The following is a 21905-nucleotide window of genomic DNA, read 5'->3' on the forward strand; positions in this document are numbered from 1 at the left end:
ACGCGGCGGCCCCGGGCCGCCGCGTTATGGTTCACCGCTGGATGATGACCTTGCCGACAACCTGATCACCTGCCAGTTCAGCGAAAGCCTCCTCGGCCTGTTCGAAGCTGTAGGTCCTGGCAACAAGCGGCTTGAGGCTGCCGTCGGCAAACAGGGGCCACACCCGCTCTTCCATTCGCGCGAGCAGCTCGGCCTTGAAATCCGCACTGCGTGCACGCAACGTCGAACCGGTCAGCTGGATGCGCTTGGCGAGAACCTTGGCCAGATCCAGCGTGGCTTCGCGCCCCCCCATCAGGCCGATCAACACCCAGCGCGAATCCATTCCCATCAGATCCAGATGGTCCGCCGCATAAGGCGCGCCAACCGGGTCAAGCACGACCGAAAACGGACCTTCGCTCTGCAGGCTGCGAATCCCGTTCTGGCGCAAGGCGCCGCCCTCGGCACCGAGTTCCCGGCAGGCGGCAAGCTTTTCTTCGCTACCCAGCGTCACCCAGCATGGATTGCCGAACGCCTTGCACAGCTGAATGGCGGCCGTGCCGACACCGCTGGCTCCCGCATGGATGAGCACCTTCTCCCCAGGCTTGGCTGCGCCGAGTTCAAAAATGTTCAACCAGGCGGTACTGAACACTTCCGGAATCGCCGCGGCCTCAGCCCAGTTCATGCCCTCAGGAACCGGCAGAAGGTGACGTCCATCCACTACGGCTTCCTCTGCCATCCCGCCGCCCGCCAGCAAGGCGCAGACTCGGTCTCCGACTTTCCACCGTACGCCTTCGGACACCTCCACTACCTCGCCAGCGCATTCCAGGCCGATGACCTGAGTGACGCCTGGCGGCGGTGGATACATCCCGGCCTTTTGTAACAAATCGGCACGGTTGAGCCCGGCTGCCATGACCCGAAGCCGGACCTGCCCGGCCTTCAGCTGTTCTGCGGGTTGATCGCGCCAGACCAACGCCCCGCCCTCGGCTTGCAATCCTCTCACGGTGCCTCCATAGTGATTTTCATGATGTATTTGGCAAGGGAACCCGCTCTCCCTTCCGTTGAACTAACAGAATACCTCCACTCTCGCCGGAAACGATACCTTTGATGAAAGCCTCCCACTCCCTGCGCAAGACTTGCCTGACGGCTCTGCTCGCTCTGGGCAGCAGCATTTCCGTCGCTGCAGACAAGCTGCCGGTTCTCGATGTGGAGAGCCTGAAGCCTACCCGTGAACAGACCATCGCCAGCCTCAATACAGTCGAGCTCCTGCGCCGTCATCACTACAACAAGATGAGTCTTGACGACGAGCTCTCCAGTGAGGTGTTCGATACCTACCTGCGCCAGCTCGATCCGCAGCGCAGCCTGTTTACCGCCCGCGACATCGCAGAGTTCGAGAAGAATCGGCACAATCTCGACGACATGCTGCTCGCAGGCGACCTGAACTTCGGTTTCCAGATGCATCGGCAGCAGATCGACCGCGTCAACCAGCGCATGATCTACATCCTGAGCATCCTGAATCAGGGCATCGACACGCTGGACTTCGATACCAAGCAGACCATTGAAATCGATCGCGAGGAAGCCGAATGGGTCGCTGACGAGGAGGCGCTCAAGCAACTGTGGCGTCAGCAGCTGCAGGACGAGATTCTTCGCCTGAAACTGGCCGGACGCGAGGAGCAGGCGATCGGCGAACTGTTGGAGAAGCGTTACAAGAACCAGCAGGCGCGTCTGGCACAGACCCGCAGCGAAGATGTGTTCCAGAACTATATCAACGCATTGGCTCAGGTCTACGACCCGCATACCCAGTACATGTCGCCGGAAAGTGCGGAAAACTTCGACATCAACATGAGCCTGTCCCTTGAAGGGATCGGCGCGGTGCTGCAAAGCGACGATGAATTTACCAAGATCGTCCGCCTGGTACCCGCTGGCCCTGCTGCGAAAAGCCAGCAACTGGCCCCGGCCGACCGTATCGTGGGCGTCGCACAGAACGAAGGCGAAATGATCGATGTGGTCGGCTGGCGTCTCGACGAGGTAGTCAAGCTGATTCGCGGCCCCAAGGGCTCCAGCGTGCGACTGGAAGTCATCCCTGCAGCGAACCCGAAAACCGACATGACCAGCCGCGTGGTGGAGCTGGTACGCGAGTCGGTGAAACTCGAGGATCAGGCAGCCAAATCGGAAGTGCTGGATTTCAGTGAACAGGGTCGCGATTACCGCATCGGCGTCATCGAGGTTCCCGGTTTCTATATTGACTTCAAAGCCTATCGCCGCGGCGATCCGGATTACCGCAGCACTACCCGTGATGTACGCAAGCTGCTCTCCGAGCTGCAGGAAGAGAACGTTGACGCCATCGTCCTGGATCTGCGCAACAACGGCGGTGGTTCATTGCAGGAAGCCACTGAACTGACAGGGCTGTTCATTGAACAGGGACCCACGGTGCTCGTGCGCGATGCGCAGGGTCAGGTCCAGGTCCTTGATGACCCCGACTCAGGGGTGGCGTACACAGGCCCGCTGGCGGTAATGGTAAACCGGCTGTCTGCGTCGGCTTCCGAGATTTTTGCCGGCGCCATGCAGGATTACGGTCGCGCGCTCATCGTTGGCGAGCCAACGTTCGGCAAAGGCACGGTTCAGTCGATACAACCGCTCAACCATGGCGAACTGAAACTGACACTGGCCAAGTTCTATCGCGTATCCGGCCAGAGCACCCAGCACCGCGGTGTGGTGCCGGACATCGGTTTTCCCTCGCTGCTTGAGACCACGGATATCGGTGAGAGCAGCCTGCCCCGCGCGCTCCCCTGGGATACCATCAAGCCGGTTCCATACCGGATGGAATCGCAGCTCGAATCGCTGATCGAGCCACTGACGGCGCGACATAGCCGCCGTGCCTCGGACGATCCGGACTTCACATACACGCTGGCTCGAATCGAGCTGGACAAGGCCATGAAGGAGCGCAAGGTGTTGCCGCTCAATGAAACGCTACGCCGCGAGGACCAGAAGGATCTCGAATCGAGGCTCCTGACTCTAGAAAATACGCGTCGCAAGGCCAAGGGCGAGGAGCCGCTGGAATCGCTCGAGAAGGAAGACCCGTTTCTGGAGGCAGGCAACAACCCGCTGGCCGAGCCAGTGGACGAGAAAGACAAGGAAGACGATCCGTTCCTGGCGGAGACAGGTCATATCCTGATCGATCTGCTGCAGCTGAAAGAACAGGTTGCCAACGCCAGCTGAACCAAATAGTCATCAGATCGCAATAATACCGGCTCACACTCGCTCGACACGATGCCTGTGAGTGCGAGCCGGGCTGCGACGCACACCGGGCAGATTCCTTCTTGTTCCCGGTACATTCATGACTGTCCTCGAGCAGCGCTACGCCCTAGAGCAAATTCTTGCCGATGAGGCTACCTCCGTTCTGTTTCAACCGATCGCCTCGACTGTCGAGCGGCGTATAGTCGGGTACGAAGCCCTCAGCCGAGGACCATCCAATAGCTCGCTGCACTCTCCCCTTACGCTGTTCGCTGCAGCGAGACATTGGGGCATGCTCTCCGAGCTCGAAGCTTTGTGCCGCAAGCGCGCGATACGCCGCTTCGTTGAGCTGGGCCTTCCCGGCAGGCTGTTTCTCAACGTCTCACCTGAGACACTGCTCGAACATCAGCACACGCGCGGGCTGACGCTGAAGGCGCTGGAGGAAACGGGTCTGTCCGCGTCCCGCGTGGTGATCGAACTGACCGAGCAATCACCCATCGATAATTTCGAGCTGCTTCAGACTGCTCTGCAGCATTATCGGACCATGGGATTTTCGATCGCGCTGGACGACCTGGGTGCCGGCTATTCCAGCTTGCGTCTCTGGTCACAGCTGCACCCGGAATTCGTCAAGATTGATCGCCACTTCATTGATGGCATCCATCGTGACAGCGTCAAGCGTGAGTTCGTCGGCAGCATTCTCAACATGGCCAAGGCGTCCCAGGCGCATGTGATTGCCGAGGGGATAGAGTGTGCTGAGGAGCTGGGTGTGCTCGAGGACATGGGCGTGGACTGGGTACAGGGGTACTGGCTGGGCCGGCCCGAAGCCAAGCCAGCCAAATGTGATCGCGACATCATTGAGCGCCTCGCGCAGAGGGATCCGCGGACCGGGCAGGAACAGACCCTCCACGGGTTGCTACTGGATATCCCGCCCATCACCCGGCGTGAAACCGTGGCGCAGGTGCTGGCGCGCTTCCAGCAGCAGCCTAGCCTGAATAGTCTGGCGGTGGTTGATGAGGCAGGACGCCCGGTCGGCACAGTTCACGGGTACCAGCTGAGCCAGACCATGCTGAAGCCTTTCGCCCACGAGCTGTATGCACGCAAGCCGATTGAAAAGCTCATGGATCGGGACTATCTGGCGATCGACGTCAAACAGAGCCTGCAGCGAGTCAGCCGTCTGCTTACGAGTCGAGCGCGGCAGCGGCTGGAAGAGGACTTCATACTCGTCGACCGCGATCACTATATAGGACTGGGGCGTGTGATTGACGTGCTGCGACAAATCACCGAGCTGAAAGTCCGCCAGGCGCGCCATGCCAACCCGCTAACACTCTTGCCCGGGAATGTCCCGATTCAGGACTGTATTGGCAAGACCCTGGCCAACCGGCAAGCGGCCACACTCTGCTATGTCGACCTCGATTCATTCAAACCCTTCAACGATCTTTATGGATACGGCAAGGGGGATGAAGTCCTGCTCGGGCTGGCGCAAATATTGCGAGAAGCATGCGATCCCCGCTGTGACTTCGTGGGCCATATCGGCGGAGACGATTTCATGCTGGTCTTGCAGAGCCAGAACTGGCGAGCGCGACTGACAGCGGCTGGCGACCAATTCGCGCTTTTCTGCAAAGGTATCTACCGTGAGGAACATTCGAGCGCCGGATTCTTCCTGGCGCCTGATCGGCATGGCGACTGGCGCCGGCATGACCTGCTGGCACTGTCGATTGGCGTCGTCCATCTCTCCGGCGAAGCCATTCCCGGGATCGGACCAGCCGCTGTCGCAGAGCTCGCCTCGTACGCCAAGCAGCAGGCAAAGCGATCTTCGGGTTTCAGCATCTTCGAATGTCGGGTCGCAGAGCACCCCGTAGAGAGCGCCGTTGCGATGGAATAGGGTTACCCACAGGTTCTGTGGATAAGTCTGTTCACAACTTCTGGGAAACGGGGGCCAAGCCTTATGGAAGCTGGTGCAAAGGTGAATCGAGCATTTTTTGCTCAAAAACAAAAACCTTTAAAATCAGCGACTTGGGTTTATCAGACAAATGGGACGAAATACCGGGGAAATGTGTTGAGTGTTACCGTCTGCTGTGCATAACGGTAACACCCTGTCTTTAATACTGGTGCGCGACTGGCTGCAGAGTGTTACTCGTCCGCAGGGGATTCGCCCTCTGCTTCCGCTTCGCCTTCCGCGTCGCCGCCTTCGATGCCCAATAGCTCCATGTCGAACACCAGCACGGAGTTCGGCGGGATCACCGGGCTCGGGCTGCGCTCACCATAGGCAAGGTCGCTAGGGATCGTAACCTTCCACTTGTCACCCACCTGCATCAACTGAAGCGCTTCAACCCAGCCGGGGATGACCCCACTCACAGGAAGATCAACCGGCTCACCACGGCTCAGGGAGCTGTCGAAAACAGTGCCATCCACCAGCTTGCCTTCGTAGTGCACGGTCACGACATCATCGGCATCCGGTTTCGCCGCGCCGTCGGCACCCGACTCGATTACCTCGTACTGCAGGCCCGAATCGGTGACAGTAACGCCTTCACGCTCGGCGTTTTCGGTCAGATATTTTTCGTTGGCTTCGCGGGTTTCGTTGACGAGACCTGCCGCGCGCTCTTCGGCACGCGTTTGCAGTTCGGTGAACGCCTGGCGAAGTTCTTCCTCACCAATGCGCGGCTCCTTCTTCTCGAGCGAGTCCTGCATACCCAGCGCAAGGGCTTGCGGGTCGATGTCATCGAGGCCGTCCTGCAAGAGGCTTTCGCCCATGTTCAGACCGATGCCGTAGGATGCTTGCTGGATGGAGGTTTCAAGTTCTGGTTCTTTTTCACCGCAACCGACGAGAGTCAATGCGCTAAGTGCAACGCTGGCTGCCAGCAGATTTCGCTTCATGCTTACCTCGATCGAACACGCCACAAGGGCAGAAAATAAAGACCGAAGCTTAACAGGGCAGGATGCGTGAGCGCTACCGGATAGGCCAAAGAATGCCAACCGGGGCGAGTATGCGTGTGGAATGTGTCACAGGAGGGAAAAATGGCGCAGCGGACGGGACTCGAACCCGCGACCCCCGGCGTGACAGGCCGGTATTCTAACCGACTGAACTACCGCTGCGCATTACCTCGAGTGGTGGGTGATGACGGGATCGAACCGCCGACCCTCTGCTTGTAAGGCAGATGCTCTCCCAGCTGAGCTAATCACCCATTTGCTCTCGAAGTGGGGCGCATTCTAGGCAGCTTTGAACGGCGTGGCAATACCTTTTTTGAAAAAAATCCGACTCTTTTTCAATACGTTATTTGCGCTTCCATGCACTGGTCGGCAGGGACGCTCTCAGGCAATATGCCAAACCCTCCCCCGGGCGCGTGCTTACTCCGCTGGCCGGCGGGATATTGATTTCGCAACATAGGATGGTACTCATGTGGTTTCGCAATCTGCTTTTCTATCGCTTCAGCCAGAACGTGCCCTTCGACGAGGCCGCATTGCTCGCTGCGCTGGAGCAGCGCCCTGCTCGACCCTGCGCTAGCCAGGAAACCCACACCATGGGTTGGACGACGCCGTTTGGCCGCCACTCGGAAAATCTCCTGCAGGTAGCGGACGGATATTGGTTGGTAGCGTTGCGCAAGGAAGAGAGAATTCTTCCGGGCAGCGTCATCAAGGATGCTCTGGCAGAAAAAGTCGAAGAAATAGAAGCCCGTGATGCCCGCAAGGTGTACAAGAAAGAGCGCGACACGCTGAAAGACGAGATCGTCATGTCGCTGCTGCCACGAGCATTCACACGCATGCAGACCACGCTGGCGTGCATTGCACCGAAGGAAGGCTGGATCGCCGTCGACTCGTCGAGCAACAAGCGCGCCGAAGATCTGCTCAACATGCTTCGGGAGAGCACCGGCAGCCTTCCGGTCAGACCTCTTAATGTAAAGATGGCTCCTGCCGCCTGCATGACTGACTGGGTGAAACAGGGTTCCGCCCCCGAAGGCCTGGTGATCGGCGACGAATGTGAGCTGCGTGACACCCATGAGGACGGCGGGGTGATCCGCTGCAAACGTCAGGATCTCGGCAGCGACGAGATCCAGCAGCACCTCACGGTAGGCAAGCAGGTGAGTCAGCTCGCTCTTGCATGGCAGGAAAAGGTCAGTCTTACGCTGGACGACAAGATCACCGTAAAACGCCTGCGGTTCGAGGAATTGCTCCGCGACGAAGCGGACGATCAGGCGGGAGATGATATGGCCAGTCAGATGGATGCCAGTTTCATCATCATGGCTCGGACGCTTTCCGAATTGCTTCCCGCCCTGACCTCTGCATTGGGTGGAGAGGACATTCCACAGGGCGTGTAACCCGATCGGCTATCCACAGAATCTGTGGACAAGTATGTGGATAGCCGCTGAAATTTCCTCGCCAATGCTTGATAGACGGGGCGCTACCTTAACTTGATCAATTTTTAACCAGATTTAAAGTCTTTTAAATCAATTAGTTAGCGAAGACAGGCTCGTTAAGCAGAGTCCCTGAGGTCGAAATTTCTCATGCCGGCGCGGGACGACGTCCTGTGTACAATGTCAAGCCCAAGCGCCAAAAAATGTTTCTCGGGCTGACCTCGGAGTCGCGCTCTCAGTTGGGGGATGACTCCAGCCAGGCCCGCGCATCCTTGGCCGCTTCGGTCCGTGCGTAGTGGCGCGTGACATAGCGCATCCGAGCCGCAGCTGTTGCTGCATCCCCCGTGCCGGCCTCCAGCTGGGCGAGTTCGAACTCTGCTCTGGCCATGCCTTCGAGAATTCGCTGAAGACGGGGCGCAACCTCGCTGCGGTACTGAGAATCCGGATACTCCCTGACGAAGCCAACCAATGCCGCGTGCGCTGTACGTCCGGTCTGCAGGCGCTGCTGGGCATCCTGTGCAGCGGCTTCGAAGCGCATGAACTCGGAAAGCGCGGCAAGATATGCCGCGTAATCACGGTGAGGAGGCGCGGCGTAACGCTGCTCATAGCCAGACAGCAGCTGATCCACCAGATCAAGTTCTCCCTGCTGCAGACAGACATACGCCGCCTCCTGCTCCAGCTCAGGCTGTTTCAGGGAGAGTGTTTGCTGCACCAGCCTGGCGTCACAGCCGCCAAGGCCGAGTTTGGCGCGTACATCAGCCAGATCTGCGGAGCGCTGGGCGTCGTTCTGCCCCGTCGCCGCGCAACCGCTCAAACCGACAAGTACCGTCAGCAGTAATCCTGTGCGCTTCACCGCCTTACCTCCGTTGAGTCGCCCATTGTTTTACTGAAGGCGGGCGCGCCATCGCACCCACCCTTCCTGATCAGGCCTCCCAAGCAGACCCAGGCCCTGCGCGAGTGCTGGTTGCGCATCAGCCCTCGCCCGCAGCCTGGCATCGATATGCATCGGCTGGGCGGGCCGCCACCGGGCCGTGCCGCCGAGCCCCAACGGGCCGCTGCCCTCGTCCGACAAGCGTAACATCAGCCAACCATCCTCGGCGTCGAGATCCGCCGCCAGATGCCCCAGCGGAAACGGCTGCGGCAGACCGCCGGCGGCATCCTGCCAGACCACCCGACCTTCGGCCGCTTCGACACGTTCGAAATCGTTCAGCTGCAACACCGGGACATCGAACAACCAGGTCCCCCCCAATACAAAGGGGGCCTTGTTAAGTGCCGCCATGGTCGCGGCATCCAGCCTGCCAGTAATCCGTTCCAGGCGGAGCGAGCCGATGCCCGCCTTGAGATCAGCATCGATGCGTCCATTGCGGGGCAGCCAGGATATGTCCAGGCCCAACCGCCCGACGAAGGCCTGTCGGGGCTGCCACGACCAGAGCAAGGCACCCTGCTCGATGCCGCCCACGCGCATGTTGCGCACCTGTCCAGACCAGACCGTGCCGGTCAGGCCGCTGAGATCGACCTTGGCGGGCAGCCGCGGCGCGACCAGCGCCCATGCCATGCTGGCCGGGATATGCCAGATCAGGGAGCCGACGAACAACAGCGCGGCCGTTACACCGATTACCCGATTGCTGATCCTGAAGGCCATCACCGAGGCTCCACGAGAACGCGAGCCGACACCATACCCGCCTCGCCCCGAGCGTCCACCGCCAACTGGCTCACCTTCAGACCGTGACGCTGTTCCAGTTGTCCTAGCCAGGCGATCATCCGGTCGAAACCGACCTCATCGAACCACAGCCGGGCCCCCTGTCCTTCCGGCTGGACACGTTCGATATCGGACTTGATTCCCGAGGCGTTGGCGGCCACTTCAACCAGAGTCAGCACCGATCCGCCGGCTGCCGAAGCGCCGGCGGCTTGGCTACTCTGGGCTGCCCGCCGGCGCACCTGATCCGAAACCTGCTCCATCCAGCCGAGGTCGGCCTGCAGTGCAGCAACCTCGCTTCTCAGATCGGCGCGTCCTTTGGCGATCGGCTCCCACACCCATAGCCACAGGATCAATACCAGGAGCACCGCCAGCCCGCCGCCAAGGATGGCGCGCTCACGGGGTGCAAGGCCCGCCCACCAGGTCTTCATGATTCACCTCTCTCGATCTTGAGTCGCGCCGTTACACCCTCTGCGCCGGAGTCCGCCCCCTGCAGGTTTTCCCGCAACCCCGGCTTTTCTGCCAGGCTCTCTCGTATCGCTTCCAGATCGGCGAATGAGCGCAACTGCAATTCAATTTCCACCTCGGCGGGGGTAGCCCTGAACTGTGTGACCCGGCCCCGCTCGCCGGAACTGGTCAAGGCGAGCGCCTCATACAACAGCGGTCCCATACTGCTCCCGGCACCCTGCCCGGCAGACCCATCGAGTGCCTGACGAAACTGCTCGACCGGATCCACACGTCTCGAATTGGGAAGCGTCTGATCGAAGAGAGCGTCAATGTCCGCGCGAAGCCGATCACGTTCATTACTCAGTATCAGCCACTCGGAAACCAGCTGGGCAGCCAGCACGGCCAGCAACAGCCCGGCAGCAATGGCCACTCCGCGCAGCTTGCGCCACGGAGGTGCCCCGGCTCCGCCGGAATAGGGCTGTACCAGCAGGTTCATCGGTGGTAGCGGCTTCGCGCACCGCGCGAGCAGCGTCGCTAGCGGGACCGGTCGCTGAGCCGATTCGGTAATCGTGTCGGCGTCCTGCATGCCCAAACGGTCCAGCGACAGTCCCAGCAGTTCAACCTGGCGGTCTTCGGCATCCCGCTCGGCAAGCGAGCGCTGCAACCAGAAGCCCGCCAGGCTGCGTTCCACGATGGCCGGTTCGCGATCAGCCGAGGTGACGATGATCTGCTCCTCACTGCTGGGCCACGGTGATGCCTGCGCACGCAGGCCCGCGTCCGGCAGTTGCTCGGCGTAGAGCGCCGCGACGGGAATGAAGGCTTCGACTCGCCAACCAGCATCGTCGAACCAGCCCAGCCACATGCGCATGCTTTCGTGCTCGACGACCGCGGCGGCGACCTTGCCATCGGCCCGGCGCGAACCCGCGACGAAATGCAGCTCGTCAAGCTCCTGGCCCAGACTGTCTTCCAGCGCGAATGGCAGCGCTGCGCGGATCGCCGACTGACGTTTCACCGGCATCGGCAAACGATACAGCGTGACCGCAGACGATGGCACCAGACCCCGGATACGCTCAGCCGGAAAGCGTGACCGCAACTCCGGCAGTGCATGCGCGCCGCTGTCGAGAATGCTGCCGTCCTTGTCCAGCCGCCACCAGTGCCACGGCGCGGCGCTGGGGGCGGTAACGTTGGTCGATTCCGGCAAAAGTACTATCAACATATTCCAGATCCGTTGTCAGGGCTCGCAGGCCGTTTGTTCTCTAAGCACCACTTTTCCGTTCGGTGCATCTAGCAAAGTGCACTGGTAGTAGCGTCGTTCGCCGAATTCGGCCACGATCTGCAGCCGGACATACCAAGGCGCCTGTTGTGGCGCCGGGCGCTCCACGAATACCTCCTTGATGATGTCATTGCTTCGCTCAAGGTCTATGGCACTTGCATTGCCGGGGTAGGCTGTCACAAAAGGCGACAGGGCCTGCCAGGCCTCGCCACTCATGCCGCTGATCCCCGCCAGCTCCGAAGCCACGATCATCGCCCGATTACCGGAGACCCTCGGCGGATCGGCGAGCCGATACACCGGATCATCCGTTTCCGGGTTCATCCAGTCGGTGACTGCCAGGGCCAGCTGAGCGCCTGAAGGCATGCTGACGCCGGACTCCTGGGAGACGCGGTCCACCAGACTGGCGAAATACCCCTGCTCGACCTCGTCTGCTCCGGCCAGGGCGTTCACGTTGTACCGGCACTGCATGTTGTCCAGCGTTGCCTGCAGGCGAATGCCATCCACCTCGAAGGGCAGCACCGGTGACAGACACGTTTCCCAGGGGAGGTCATCCGGCCCCCCGGCCTGCTCCAGGACCTGCAAGACCATAGCCTCAGCGCCCGCTGCAATATGTCTGGACATATCGCGCTCGAAGACGGCACTGGTACGGCGGATGTCGGCCTGCCCCCGGAGGGCCATCCCCACCGCGGCAACCGTCGCCAACGCGACGACCAGCAGCGCCGTGACCAGCGCGATACCCCTCTGGCGGTGCGGCATCACAGCCCCACCGACATGAGTCTGCGAACCGGACCGACGCCAGGCAGATCGAGTACCAGCTCGACAGCCAGCGGCAACGAAGCATCTTCTTCATTCGCATCCGGTGGAGGCCATGATTCGACACGCTCCAATCCTTCTTCCGTGCGAACGATGAAGAAAAAGCCACTATCCAGTCCGAGAATCTGCTCGGGACCGACCAGCTCGGCAAACGGTCGCACCCGCATCGCCTCGGCATCGACGATATCCACGCCCGGCCACATCTCGCGCTCTAGGCCGCGCTCGGTTATGCGCCAGGCTGTCCGCCGGATCCGCTGGTCGCCGCCCGCGCCGGCGCGCACCAACTCAAGCAGATCGGTTTCACCGCCGGCGCGCAACCGCAACGGTGGCAGCCGGTCGCCGAACTCGTCGCGCACCCCCACATCGATTACCTGAGCAAGGTCCCTTTCGAGCACGCTCAGCGTTACCTGCAAATCAGCCAGCCGCTGGGCCTGTTCTCGGGTGATCTGGTCGGCATCCAGTACCGCCCTGAGACCTTGATAAGCCACCATGCTCATGATCGCAAAGACCGCCATGGCTACCAGCATCTCCAGCAGCGTGAAGCCTCGCATAGGTTTCATTCGTCTGATCATGGCAACACGTACCCGCTGACGTTCGCGCGTTGCTCTTCTTCGCCGCGCTCGGCCATCCATACCCGGACATCGATTCGCTTGACCGGCGGCAGCGGAAACGGCGCAGTGGCCGAGAAATCCGTGACGCTCGCCTGAAAACCGTAGCGATAGGGCCCCATGATCACTTCGCCGGAATGGTCCCCTTCGCCCACGGCCCGCATGCCGGCTTCGTATTCCGCGAGTACGTTCTGCCCCGCCCAGTGCGCCAACGTCCGCTCATGCAGATAGCTGGTATTGCGGGCATGTTCCGATCCGGTCTTGACCAGCGCGGCCAGCGCCACACCAAGCACGGCCAGTGCGACAAGGACCTCAAGCAGGGTGAAACCGCCTTCACTCCTCGGGCTGCGCATCCACCACCTCGATGCGGCCATCGGCGCCGATTTCGATCTGCCGTTCTATGTTGCTGCCGGGCTTGCGCAGCGTGATGAAGGCAGGCGTCATTTCCCCTGTGTTGCTCAGGCGGATGTGCGGCTCCCAGCCACTGGTCTGCGGCAGCGCCAGACGCTTGTTCTCAACCACCAGATCCAGCTCCACCAGCTGCTGATCAATGGGATGGGGGCCAAGCTGTGCATCACTCACGGTGCGCCATTCACGCGTCGCGTCATCCAGCAGAACCAGTTCAAGAAAGCTGTACCCATCCCGGCGCAGCCCCAGTGCCCGCTCCGCTTCACCGGTGATCATTGTTTCGTCGCGCGCCAAACGAAGCACGTTTGCCAACCGATCTGCCTCGCTGCGTACCTGACGCTCGGCGCCATCTCCCACAGCGAGCGTTGCCAGACTTGCCACGACGCCAACCAGCACCAGCACGACCAGCAACTCCATAAGGGTAAACCCTTTGAAGCTGTGGGGTAGGCGACGCTGCGCCATGGTCAATTTCAGCGTTCCTCGGCGCGGTCGACGTTCCAGTTACCGATATCGGCATTGGAGCCCTCGCCGCCAGGACGGCCATCCGCTCCCAGGCTGTACAGGTCGAACTCACGGCCTTCGCGACCGGGTCGCAGATACTGGTAGTCGTTACCCCACGGGTCCTGCTGCAACCGGTCGATGTAACCCCCGGTACGCCAGTTGCGCGGCGCGTCAGTGCCCGTCGGACGCGTTACCAGTGCGCCCAGACCCTGCTCGGTCGAGGGATAGTTGAAATTGTCCAGGCGGTACAGGTTGAGCGCACTCTCGAGGGCCCTGATGTCGTTCTGTGCCTTGGTGGTCCGCGCCTGATCCGGCCGGTCCATTACGCGAGGCACGACAACAGCTGCGAGAATCCCGAGGATGACCACGACGACCATCACTTCGATCAGGGTGAAACCGCGCTGTAGCGCGGCCGAGCGATTGAATGTCTTTGTCATATTCAGTTAACCAGTTGATTGAGTTCAAAAATCGGCAGAAGGATGGCCAGCACGATGACGAGTACCACACCGCCCATTGCCAGGATGAGTAGAGGCTCGAAAACGCCCATGACGATGGCGATGCGCGCCTCGAGTTCGCGCTCCTGCGTTTCGGCCGCACGCTCGAGCATCTTGTCCAGCGTTCCGCTACTTTCCCCGCTCTTTATCAGACTCAGGGTCATGGGCGGGAAGTAGCCGCTGCGCTCAAGGGAGTGCCCGACCCCTGCGCCCTCGCGCACACGCTTGGCGGCGTCACTCACCGCCTCTCGCATCGGCACGTTCGAGACCACGCTGGCACTCATGTTCAGCGCGTCCAGCAAGGGGACGCCGCTTCCCGCCAGGATGTTCAGCGTTCGGGCGAAACGAGCCGTGTTCAGACCGCGAATCAGACGCCCGATCAGCGGCAGGCGCAGCAACCAGTCGTCCCATGCCTGCCGCGGCCCGGGACGTTTGAGCAACTGTTTGGTAATCGCCACCAGCGCGATCAGCGCAATCAGCATCAGCAACCCCCAGTTACGCAGCGTGTCGCTGGTAGCGATGAGCGCCCGCGTCAACCAGGGCAGCTCCTGGTTCATGCCGGCAAACACCTGTACCACCTCCGGTACCACGTAGGTCAACAGTGCGACGGTCACGAGTATCGCCACGGCGGTCAGGATAGCGGGATAGAACATTGCCAGCATGATCTTCTGGCGCATCGCATTCTGCGCTTCGACATTATCTGCCAGACGCTCGAGCACGATGTCGAGCCGGCCAGCTTGCTCGCCTGCAGCGATGGTAGTGCGGTAGATAGCCGGGAATACCGAAGGGAACTCGCCCAGCGCATGGGCCAGCGGCAAGCCTTCCATGACGCGGGTGCGCACCGCCGACAGCGTGGAGCGGACTTTCTGCGATTCACTCTGGCGAGCCACAGTACCGAGAACTTCTTCGATCGGCATGCCGGCGCGGGCCAGCGTCGCCATCTGACGCGTTGCCAGGGCCAGCTCGAGCGGCTTGATGCGCTTTTGCATGACGGGCATACGCAGCGCAGACTGCCGCTCGGCAATCTGGTTGACCGCCATCGGCATCAATCCCTGCTCGCGCAGGCGCGATCTTACCTGACGGGACGAGTCACCTTCTTCGACACCTTTTTTGGTGCGTCCCGCCTGGTCCAGCGCGACATACTCGAATGCCGGCATGATCAGTCCTCCCGGGTAACGCGGAGGACTTCTTCAAGGGTCGTGTCGCCGTTGAGCACACGGCGCAGTCCATCCTGCCTGATGCCCAGCTGAGCCAGCCGGGCATGACGCACCATCGCCTGCTCACTGGCACCGTCATGAATCAGCCCGCGCAGCGTTTCATCAATCTCGATCAGCTCGTAGATGCCGGTACGGCCGCGATAGCCTGTGCCGTTGCACTGCTCACAGGTTCCGGCGCTATAAAGAGTCGGCGCCTGTTGCGGGTCGATCCCCATGAGCCGGCATTCGCTGGCTGTTGCGGTATGCGGCTGGCGGCAGTATGAACACAGCGTACGCACCAGCCGCTGCGCGAGCACACCATTGAGCGTGGACGACAACAGGAAAGGCTCGATGCCCATATCCCGTAGACGGGTGATCGCTCCAACGGCCGTATTGGTGTGCAATGTGGAAAACACCAGGTGGCCGGTGAGACTCGCCTGGATGGCAATCTGAACGGTTTCCACATCCCGGATCTCACCGACCATGACGACGTCCGGGTCCTGACGCAGGATCGCTCTCAGCCCTCTGGCGAACGTCATGTCGACACGCGAGTTGATCTGCGTCTGGCCGATGCCGTCGAGGTAGTACTCGATCGGATCCTCGACGGTGAGAATGTTTCGGCTACGGTCGTTCAGCCGCATCAGGGCTGAATACAGCGTGGTGGTCTTGCCGGAGCCTGTCGGCCCGGTCACCAGCACGATCCCGTGCGGCCGGCTGATCACCCTTTCCATCGCGTCGTAATGTTCCTGACACATGCCGAGCTGACGCAACTCGAGACGGCCGGCCTGCTTGTCCAACAGACGCAGCACAACCCGCTCGCCGTGACCGGACGGCAGGGTCGAGACGCGCACGTCCACTGCACGACCAACCAGTCGCAGGCCGATACGCCCGTCCTGGGGCAGCCGCTTTTCGGCGATATCCAGCTTGGCCATGACCTTGATTCGCGAGACGATGACTGGCGCCAGAGCCCGCGGCGGCTCGAGGATTTCCCGCAGCACGCCATCGACGCGCAGGCGGATCGACAGGCGATTCTCGAACGGCTCGATGTGAATATCAGAGGCGTTTTCCTTGACCGCCTCGGACAGCAGAGCGTTGATCAGACGAATGATCGGCGCTTCGTCCTGCGATTCGAGCAGGTCCTCGGGCTCTGCCAGCGACTGGGCCACCGACATGAGATCCGCATCGTCACCCAGCCCTTCGACGAACTGCATCGCATCGTTGGCCGAGCGTTCGTAGCGGTCGCGGAGCCGGGCAGCGAAAGCGTCATCGTCGAGCACCAGCGGACGCAGAGGGTGACCCGCCAACCGACGCAGCTCGAGGAGCGCCTGCGGATCGCAGTCGGCGCGTACATACACGTCGAGCTCGTCCCCATGCAGGTTGCCCGGCAACAGTCCGAAGCGACGGGCAAAACGATACCCCGTATCCGCCTGCGGACCGGCCTCGGGAATGATGGCGCTGATATCGCTGTCGCTCATCCGTTAACCTCAGTTGACTGTCGGCGGCGTGGGAATCGTGGTTTCTGCCGGGGCCATGCCCTGGATGGCGTTTTCAAACGGTGCCGGCAGTGACAGCAGATAATTCCAGTCAGGCAGGACCGGCATGGTATTGCTCGGCAGCAGGCGACCGTCGCGCTGCTGCTCGCGGACCTGCTGATCGCGAATGTAAGAGTATTTGGAATGCGTAAGGCTCTCCGACACCGCGGTATCGCGCACGATCACCGGGCGCAGGAATACCATAAGGTTGCGCTTTTGCAGATCTGCAGTGTCGTAGCGGAACAGGCGGCCGAGAAACGGCACATCGCCGAGCCCCGGAACCTTGTCACGCGTCTCGACCATCTGATCATCGATCAGACCGCCCAGCACGATGAGCTCATTGTCATCTACCATGACATGCGTATTCAGGCTGCGCTTGTTGGTAATGATGTCTGCTGCGCCGCTGGCACCCGGTGCGATCTGTGAAACCTCCTGTGAGATTTCCAGACGCACTGCGTTGCCTTCGTTGATCTGCGGGCGGATGCGCAGCTTGATACCCACGTCTTCCCGCTGGATGGTGTCGAAGGCCTGACCGGAATTCTCCACCGAGCGACCGACAATGAAAGGTACGTTCTGACCGACGACGATCTCGGCTTCTTCATTATCGAGTGTCAGCAGGCTTGGTGTGGAGAGAATGTTGCTTGAGCTGTCACCCTGCAGCGCATTGACCAGCAACGCTATCTGCGTGCTGCCGATACTGCCGATACCACCGAAGCTGCCACCATCGGGAAATGACGGCGGGGTAGTGATGTCGCCATCGAGATAGCCGCGTACGGCCCCGGCCAGGCCCACCAGGCCGCGACCGTTGCGATTGAAGTTGATGATGCCGACGCCACCGTTCTCGTTGCCGACACCCCACTGAACACCGAGCTCCTTGGCCCGATCGTACGAGACTTCGGCGATCACCGCTTCGACCAGGACCTGGGCGCGGCGGATGTCGAGCTGGCGGATGATCGACGCCATCTCCCTCGAGAGCTCTGCTGGTCCGTGAACCACTACCGAGTTGGTGCTCTCATGATGCTGGATGCGAACCTGCGACTGGGATACACCGGTACCGGTGCTCGACATACCCGAGTTCGGGTCACTGGTGGAGGCCGTCTCACCCTGCCGGTTTCTTCCTTCGGAGATACCGCGCAGCACCTCGGCCACTTGCTCGGCCTTGGCGTAGCGCAGGTAATGAACCTGGGTGTCACCCCCCTGACCCGGGACATCCATGCGCTGGATCATGTTGCGCAGCGTGGAGCGGCTTTCAGGATCGCCTCGCAGGATCACGCTGTTGGTCCGCTCGTCGGCGAATATCCGTGCACGCTTGGTGAAGTCTTCCGTTTCCGAGCCGCTTTCGAGCCCCTGGGCGATGCGCACGACTTCCAGCGCCGAGGCATGCTCAAGGGGCACGATTTCAACACCATCCATCGACTCCTGATCGATACGTTCGATCAGACCTTGAATACGCCGCACATTCGACGCGGTATCGGCGATGACCAGAGAGTTGGATTCGGCAGCCGCAGCCAGATGGCCGCCCTTAGGCACGAGCGGACGCAGGATACGCACCAGCTGACCGGCACTGATATGCCGCACCGGAATCACATGCGTGATCATCTCGTCACCGCGGCTCTCGGAGCTCAGGGTGGGCACCTCGTTCTCCTTGGCCTGGACCTCCGGGACGATGCGCACCACTCCACCGCTGCCGGTCACCGCGGCAAAGCCGTAGGATTTCAGAACCGCCAGAAACAGGTCATACAATTCGCCCCGCCGGATCGGCTGCCCGGACACGACATTCACCTCGCCCCTGACCCGCGGGTCGACGATGAAGTTGACGCCGGTCTCTTCACTGACGATTTCGATCAGCCCGTTGATATCTGCCTGACGCAGATTGAGCACCAGTTCTTCGTTGGGGTCTCCGGCCGGAACGACAAGCGGCTGGGTTCCGCTACCCTGCCCACTGCTCGACTGAGCCATGACCGAACCGCTCAGCAGGCTCAGACTCAATGCCACAGACAAGGTGAGGCGGCTTTTAGCAAACAAGATCGGCATCGTGTCCTAGTCCATCGTTATAGTTATGTTCATCGGTTCGCCGTTTCGCTCGAGCGAAACGGCCACGGAACTGGCGTCGCCCAGTTCCTGCAGAATATCGCGGTAATCATTGATCTCGGAGACCGGGGTGCCTTCGACGGCGATGATCACGTCACCGGGTTGCAGACCGGCGGCCTCGAACTCACGGGCATTGCGTGACGGGTTCACTTCCAGCCCGTACATCTGCCCATCCTGCAAAACAGGGCTGGCGGTGATGACCTCCATGAAACGGGATGGATCCTCGAGCCAGGCATCCCGGTCGATACGTGCCACACCGCCGTCCGCGGCAAGACTGGCGCTCGGGTCGGCCTGCGGCAGACTCGCTGTGGGGCGCTGACGGCCGCCGCCGCCCTCGGCCTGAGCCCGCTTGAGACGCAGCGTTTCGAGCTTGCCGTCGCGCGCCAGGATGACCCTGTCCTGCATGACCCGCTCAAGTCGAACATTTCCCGGAAGCGAAGCGCCAACACGGTATAGTTTCTCGGTTTGGCCCTGGGGCGCCAGGATCGCGCCACTGCGCGAAGGATCAGGATTGGTGAAGACGCCCTTGAGTTCCCAGCGCAGATTGGTATCCGGGGCATCGACTACAGCAGTGCCGGCGCTTTTCGCCTTGCCCAGCACGGACAGCGCTGACAGCTCCCGAAAGCCGCCTGTTTCGCCCGACACTGTCTCCTGCGGCGTGGAATAGGCCGTCATGTCGCTCGGTGGCAGGACGCTCGAAGGTTCAAGGACCGCCCAGACAAGGCGACCCAGCAGCACAGCAGCAATGCCGATGAGGATTAGCGTAACGACGCGCAACATGGGATCAAGCGGTAAACGGGCAACCAAAGGCATGCGCTCTCCAGGGCAATCCAGCCCGTACAAGCGAGGCCGGAGTCAGGCGACAAAGGCTACTGACCTTTCTTTGCAAAATTATTGTTATACGCCTGAAACAGGCCGCAACGGAACGTGATTGTCACGATTTTGCCATACCCCGACAACCCCCTGAACGGGTTACACCTTTATCCAGACATGTCGATGGAGGCTACGGGCGCTGGCCATCGCTCGACATCACCCATATGGGCGAAGCGACCGTTACAGCAATCGATGCGAACTATGCCCGTTCATTGACCGGAACGAAATACCAGCGAAAAGCCATACCATGTCTTGAAATGTCTCACCGTTGAGTCTTTACTCTAGCGCAGCGAAGCCTGCCCCGCGGGTATGCCAACAACAACAACGGTTTCGCACGGAGAACAACAATGAATGCATTGAAGAAGAGCGCCCTGCTCGGTCTGACCATCAGCGCCGTGGCGCTGTCGGGCTGCCTGGGCGGTGACAGCAGCAACGACGTCGACACACGCACAGAGCAGCAGAAGCGCATCGATACTGGCTATTTCGTGGTAGATGAAGAGCAGCTTGCGTTTACCGCACTGTCGGCCGACGTTCCCGCCTACGCCAATACCAGCCGCTGGACCGGCGTCCTGAATGGAGCCGGCTATCGCGTCGAGGTGCCGGAAAACTGGAACGGCCAACTCGTCATGTGGGCACACGGCTTCCGCGGCGAAGGCCCGGAGTTGACGGCTGACAGCCCGCCAATGCGGCAGTACCTGCTGGACAATGGCTACGCCTGGGCGGCCTCGACCTACAGCACCAACTATTACGATGTGCGCGCCGGCGTCGAAGACACCAACGCCCTCGCTCTCGCATTCAATGATATTGCCGCGCGCAACGGCCGTACGCTGGCTCAGCCGAGCAAGTACTACATCGCCGGCGCCTCGATGGGCGGGCACGTTGCCGGTGCAGCGATCGAAGCCGAGACCGAGCAGACTGCCAACAACTTCGTGCCGTACGCCGGGGCCAACCCGATGTGTGGCGTGATGGGCGATACCGAGCTGTTCGATTACTTCACGGCATACAGTCTCTCGCTCTTCGAAGTAGCCGGAGTGGGCGCCGACTCTTTCCCTGTCCAGGACTCCGACGCCAAGCTGGCCGCAGCTCGGGAAGCGCTCTGGACCAACTATGCAGGCAACAAGAACGCAAATGGATTGACCAGTCCTCTGGGTTTCCAGTTTTTTGCCATTCTGCAGAATCTCAGCGGCGGTCCACGTCCGATCTACCCATTGTCGTTCGGCAGCTTCCAGGATCTGTTGCAGGGCTTCGCTGGCTCTGATGGCACGATCACCGGAATTCTGAAGGACAGCGTCGTCGATACGACCAACATCACTTACCGATTCCAGACTGTCAGAGGTCAGCCTCTATCAGCTGCGGAACAAGCATTCAACGCGACGATTGTCCAGGCGCAGGCGGTTCCCGGCGCCAACGGTTTACGTGAAGATGGACTCCGGTGGATTCCCAAAGTCAACGGCGAGCTATATGCCGACATTCCCGTGGTAACCGCACACACCCTGGGCGACCTGTTCGTGCCAATCAGGATGCAGCAGATTTACCGTGAACGAATGGAAAGCAACGGCTTTGGCGACAACCTCGTTCAGCGTGCCGTACGTGCACCCGGCCACTGCGATTTCTCGATCGCAGAGTGGACCAGCACGTTCGATGCCATGATCCAGTGGGAGCAGGACGGCGTGAAGCCGGACGGCGACGACCTGCTTGATCCGGTCGCCATGTCTGACGCTGACTTCGGCTGTGAATACACCCAGAATGGCTTCCCACAGACCACTGTACGGGCGCTCATGCCCGCCTGCAGCACTCCGGAGTAACCGAGACCGGAAGGAGACCCGATCAACCGGTCTCCTTCTGATTGCCTGAAACGGCGTCGGCAAGACGCCGTTTCACATTGCTCGGCCGTAGCTGCACGATCTTTTCACTCAATTCACGCACTTCTTCGATCGGCAGATCCTTCTCGACCTCGGCCCTGACGCTGGCAAACATATTGCGAGCGCGCCCGACCAAAGCGCCGATGAAGCTCATCGCGACAAGCACCTTCTGTGGCCCCAGCACGAACAGCATGACCAGGACTACCAGTACCCATTCGCCCAACCCGTTATCGAACATCGTCGACGCCTGCTCAGGAGTGAGTGTGCTCGTTCGCACGGCGACCCGCTTCTGTAGCAGTCACGTCCAGCGTCAGTTCGTGGCGCGCCTCTTCGCTATCCTTGACCGCCTTGCGAAAGCCACTAAGCGCTCCGCCAAGATCGCTGCCCACGGTGCGCAGACGCTTGGTGCCAAACAGCAGCATCACGATGACCAGAACGATCAACAGCGAGCCTATGCTTACTCCGCCAATACCCATAATCAAACCCTCGCGAAAAAGCCGCCACGTTCTCTTGAGCGTGGCGGCATTGGAAATGGCCTCCCCGGGGAGAGGC

21 protein-coding genes and 2 tRNA genes are annotated in these 21905 nt (G+C 60.9%); 4 read left to right on the top strand and 19 right to left on the bottom strand.

Features of this window, described 5'->3' with window-relative positions:
* Nucleotides 1–31: 31 nt before the first annotated feature.
* Nucleotides 32–979 carry an NAD(P)H-quinone oxidoreductase gene (locus KEM63_RS11755; protein ID WP_223651852.1) on the bottom strand — a complete coding sequence of 316 codons (948 nt, stop codon included), beginning with the start codon at nucleotides 977–979 and terminating at the stop codon, nucleotides 32–34.
* Between the two features lie 104 nt (nucleotides 980–1083).
* On the opposite strand from KEM63_RS11755, the gene KEM63_RS11760 reads away from it, so the two are divergent.
* Together KEM63_RS11760 and KEM63_RS11765 are read left to right on the top strand one after the other, a co-directional pair.
* Nucleotides 1084–3195, top strand: a complete 2112-nt coding sequence (locus tag KEM63_RS11760) for a carboxy terminal-processing peptidase (protein WP_223651853.1) — start codon at nucleotides 1084–1086, stop codon at nucleotides 3193–3195.
* Between the two features lie 118 nt (nucleotides 3196–3313).
* Nucleotides 3314–5092, top strand: a complete 1779-nt coding sequence (locus tag KEM63_RS11765) for a GGDEF domain-containing protein (RefSeq protein ID WP_223651854.1) — start codon at nucleotides 3314–3316, stop codon at nucleotides 5090–5092.
* Between the two features lie 248 nt (nucleotides 5093–5340).
* Here the strand turns inward: KEM63_RS11765 and bamJ are convergent, their stop codons facing one another.
* The 3 genes from bamJ to KEM63_RS11780 form a co-directional block, all read right to left on the bottom strand.
* The gene (bamJ, locus tag KEM63_RS11770; protein WP_223651855.1) at nucleotides 5341–6084 is read right to left on the bottom strand and encodes a BamJ family beta-barrel-assembly machinery protein; all 744 of its coding nucleotides are present in this window, start codon (nucleotides 6082–6084) and stop codon (nucleotides 5341–5343) included.
* A gap of 142 nt (nucleotides 6085–6226) precedes the next feature.
* Nucleotides 6227–6303: transfer RNA gene (locus tag KEM63_RS11775), tRNA-Asp, on the bottom strand.
* 13 nt (nucleotides 6304–6316) lie between these two features.
* Nucleotides 6317–6392, bottom strand: a tRNA-Val gene (locus tag KEM63_RS11780).
* A 213-nt stretch (nucleotides 6393–6605) separates the two neighbouring features.
* Between KEM63_RS11780 and rdgC the strand changes: the two genes are divergently transcribed.
* Nucleotides 6606–7523, top strand: a complete 918-nt coding sequence (rdgC, locus tag KEM63_RS11785; RefSeq protein ID WP_223651856.1) for a recombination-associated protein RdgC — start codon at nucleotides 6606–6608, stop codon at nucleotides 7521–7523.
* Between the two features lie 271 nt (nucleotides 7524–7794).
* Here rdgC and bamD read toward each other — a convergent pair whose 3' ends face one another.
* Genes bamD through gspC form a run of 13 tightly spaced genes read right to left on the bottom strand, consistent with a single transcriptional unit; the run spans nucleotide 7795 to nucleotide 19431 of the window.
* Entirely contained in the window at nucleotides 7795–8412 is a 618-nt protein-coding gene (gene bamD / locus KEM63_RS11790) for an outer membrane protein assembly factor BamD (RefSeq protein WP_223651858.1), read from the bottom strand.
* A 30-nt stretch (nucleotides 8413–8442) separates the two neighbouring features.
* Nucleotides 8443–9201 (bottom strand): type II secretion system protein N, encoded by a 759-nt coding sequence (locus tag KEM63_RS11795; RefSeq protein WP_223651860.1) that lies wholly within the window; start codon nucleotides 9199–9201, stop codon nucleotides 8443–8445.
* Nucleotides 9201–9686, bottom strand: coding sequence for a type II secretion system protein GspM (gene gspM / locus KEM63_RS11800; RefSeq protein WP_223651862.1), 486 nt, complete (start codon nucleotides 9684–9686; stop codon nucleotides 9201–9203). Before gspM ends, KEM63_RS11795 begins: the two co-directional genes overlap by 1 nt.
* Nucleotides 9683–10918, bottom strand: a complete 1236-nt coding sequence (gene gspL, locus KEM63_RS11805; RefSeq protein ID WP_223651864.1) for a type II secretion system protein GspL — start codon at nucleotides 10916–10918, stop codon at nucleotides 9683–9685. Before gspL ends, gspM begins: the two co-directional genes overlap by 4 nt.
* Nucleotides 10919–10933: 15 nt before the next feature.
* Complete coding sequence (locus KEM63_RS11810; protein WP_223651866.1) at nucleotides 10934–11731, bottom strand: type II secretion system protein GspK; 798 nt, start codon at nucleotides 11729–11731, stop codon at nucleotides 10934–10936.
* Nucleotides 11731–12348 (bottom strand): type II secretion system minor pseudopilin GspJ, encoded by a 618-nt coding sequence (gspJ, locus tag KEM63_RS11815; RefSeq protein ID WP_223651868.1) that lies wholly within the window; start codon nucleotides 12346–12348, stop codon nucleotides 11731–11733. Before gspJ ends, KEM63_RS11810 begins: the two co-directional genes overlap by 1 nt.
* An 8-nt stretch (nucleotides 12349–12356) precedes the next feature.
* On the bottom strand, nucleotides 12357–12749 hold the full coding sequence (gene gspI / locus KEM63_RS11820; protein ID WP_223651870.1) for a type II secretion system minor pseudopilin GspI: 393 nt from the start codon (nucleotides 12747–12749) through the stop codon (nucleotides 12357–12359).
* Nucleotides 12730–13266, bottom strand: coding sequence for a type II secretion system minor pseudopilin GspH (gspH, locus tag KEM63_RS11825; RefSeq protein ID WP_223651872.1), 537 nt, complete (start codon nucleotides 13264–13266; stop codon nucleotides 12730–12732). The genes gspI and gspH overlap by 20 nt, the downstream gene beginning before the upstream one ends.
* Nucleotides 13267–13274: 8 nt before the next feature.
* Nucleotides 13275–13742 carry a type II secretion system major pseudopilin GspG gene (gspG, locus tag KEM63_RS11830; protein ID WP_223651874.1) on the bottom strand — a complete coding sequence of 156 codons (468 nt, stop codon included), beginning with the start codon at nucleotides 13740–13742 and terminating at the stop codon, nucleotides 13275–13277.
* Nucleotides 13743–13744: 2 nt separating this feature from the next.
* Nucleotides 13745–14956, bottom strand: coding sequence for a type II secretion system inner membrane protein GspF (gspF, locus tag KEM63_RS11835; RefSeq protein ID WP_223651875.1), 1212 nt, complete (start codon nucleotides 14954–14956; stop codon nucleotides 13745–13747).
* Between the two features lie 2 nt (nucleotides 14957–14958).
* The gene (gene gspE, locus KEM63_RS11840) at nucleotides 14959–16470 is read right to left on the bottom strand and encodes a type II secretion system ATPase GspE (RefSeq protein ID WP_223651877.1); all 1512 of its coding nucleotides are present in this window, start codon (nucleotides 16468–16470) and stop codon (nucleotides 14959–14961) included.
* Nucleotides 16471–16479: 9 nt separating this feature from the next.
* Entirely contained in the window at nucleotides 16480–18561 is a 2082-nt protein-coding gene (gspD, locus tag KEM63_RS11845) for a type II secretion system secretin GspD (protein ID WP_223651878.1), read from the bottom strand.
* Nucleotides 18562–18567: 6 nt separating this feature from the next.
* Complete coding sequence (gene gspC / locus KEM63_RS11850; protein ID WP_223651880.1) at nucleotides 18568–19431, bottom strand: type II secretion system protein GspC; 864 nt, start codon at nucleotides 19429–19431, stop codon at nucleotides 18568–18570.
* 407 nt (nucleotides 19432–19838) lie between these two features.
* Here gspC and KEM63_RS11855 point away from each other — a divergent pair, with 407 nt between their 5' ends.
* Nucleotides 19839–21296: an alpha/beta hydrolase family protein gene (locus tag KEM63_RS11855; RefSeq protein WP_223651882.1), complete on the top strand. Its 1458-nt coding sequence runs from the start codon at nucleotides 19839–19841 to the stop codon at nucleotides 21294–21296.
* Nucleotides 21297–21318: 22 nt separating this feature from the next.
* On the opposite strand, the gene KEM63_RS11860 is transcribed toward KEM63_RS11855, so the two are convergent.
* Nucleotides 21319–21591, bottom strand: a complete 273-nt coding sequence (locus KEM63_RS11860; RefSeq protein ID WP_223651884.1) for a twin-arginine translocase TatA/TatE family subunit — start codon at nucleotides 21589–21591, stop codon at nucleotides 21319–21321.
* 13 nt (nucleotides 21592–21604) lie between these two features.
* On the bottom strand, nucleotides 21605–21829 hold the full coding sequence (tatA, locus tag KEM63_RS11865) for a twin-arginine translocase TatA/TatE family subunit (RefSeq protein WP_223651886.1): 225 nt from the start codon (nucleotides 21827–21829) through the stop codon (nucleotides 21605–21607).
* Nucleotides 21830–21905: the final 76 nt, after the last annotated feature.

It is taken from the genome of Halopseudomonas nanhaiensis (assembly GCF_020025155.1).
GTDB classification, from domain to species: Bacteria; Pseudomonadota; Gammaproteobacteria; order Pseudomonadales; family Pseudomonadaceae; genus Halopseudomonas; species Halopseudomonas nanhaiensis.

Excerpts from the sequence above, each read along its gene's own strand:
- KEM63_RS11760 (WP_223651853.1), top strand. The coding sequence starts at position 1,084 with ATGAAAGCCTCCCACTCCCTGCGCAAGACTTGCCTGACGGCTCTGCTC.
- KEM63_RS11765 (WP_223651854.1), top strand. The coding sequence starts at position 3,314 with ATGACTGTCCTCGAGCAGCGCTACGCCCTAGAGCAAATTCTTGCCGAT.
- bamJ (WP_223651855.1), bottom strand. The coding sequence starts at position 6,084 with ATGAAGCGAAATCTGCTGGCAGCCAGCGTTGCACTTAGCGCATTGACT.
- rdgC (WP_223651856.1), top strand. The coding sequence starts at position 6,606 with ATGTGGTTTCGCAATCTGCTTTTCTATCGCTTCAGCCAGAACGTGCCC.
- KEM63_RS11795 (WP_223651860.1), bottom strand. The coding sequence starts at position 9,201 with ATGGCCTTCAGGATCAGCAATCGGGTAATCGGTGTAACGGCCGCGCTG.
- gspM (WP_223651862.1), bottom strand. The coding sequence starts at position 9,686 with ATGAAGACCTGGTGGGCGGGCCTTGCACCCCGTGAGCGCGCCATCCTT.
- gspL (WP_223651864.1), bottom strand. The coding sequence starts at position 10,918 with ATGTTGATAGTACTTTTGCCGGAATCGACCAACGTTACCGCCCCCAGC.
- KEM63_RS11810 (WP_223651866.1), bottom strand. The coding sequence starts at position 11,731 with ATGCCGCACCGCCAGAGGGGTATCGCGCTGGTCACGGCGCTGCTGGTC.
- gspJ (WP_223651868.1), bottom strand. The coding sequence starts at position 12,348 with ATGAAACCTATGCGAGGCTTCACGCTGCTGGAGATGCTGGTAGCCATG.
- gspI (WP_223651870.1), bottom strand. The coding sequence starts at position 12,749 with ATGCGCAGCCCGAGGAGTGAAGGCGGTTTCACCCTGCTTGAGGTCCTT.
- gspH (WP_223651872.1), bottom strand. The coding sequence starts at position 13,266 with ATGGCGCAGCGTCGCCTACCCCACAGCTTCAAAGGGTTTACCCTTATG.
- gspG (WP_223651874.1), bottom strand. The coding sequence starts at position 13,742 with ATGACAAAGACATTCAATCGCTCGGCCGCGCTACAGCGCGGTTTCACC.
- gspF (WP_223651875.1), bottom strand. The coding sequence starts at position 14,956 with ATGCCGGCATTCGAGTATGTCGCGCTGGACCAGGCGGGACGCACCAAA.
- gspE (WP_223651877.1), bottom strand. The coding sequence starts at position 16,470 with ATGAGCGACAGCGATATCAGCGCCATCATTCCCGAGGCCGGTCCGCAG.
- gspD (WP_223651878.1), bottom strand. The coding sequence starts at position 18,561 with ATGCCGATCTTGTTTGCTAAAAGCCGCCTCACCTTGTCTGTGGCATTG.
- gspC (WP_223651880.1), bottom strand. The coding sequence starts at position 19,431 with ATGCCTTTGGTTGCCCGTTTACCGCTTGATCCCATGTTGCGCGTCGTT.
- KEM63_RS11855 (WP_223651882.1), top strand. The coding sequence starts at position 19,839 with ATGAATGCATTGAAGAAGAGCGCCCTGCTCGGTCTGACCATCAGCGCC.
- KEM63_RS11860 (WP_223651884.1), bottom strand. The coding sequence starts at position 21,591 with ATGTTCGATAACGGGTTGGGCGAATGGGTACTGGTAGTCCTGGTCATG.
- tatA (WP_223651886.1), bottom strand. The coding sequence starts at position 21,829 with ATGGGTATTGGCGGAGTAAGCATAGGCTCGCTGTTGATCGTTCTGGTC.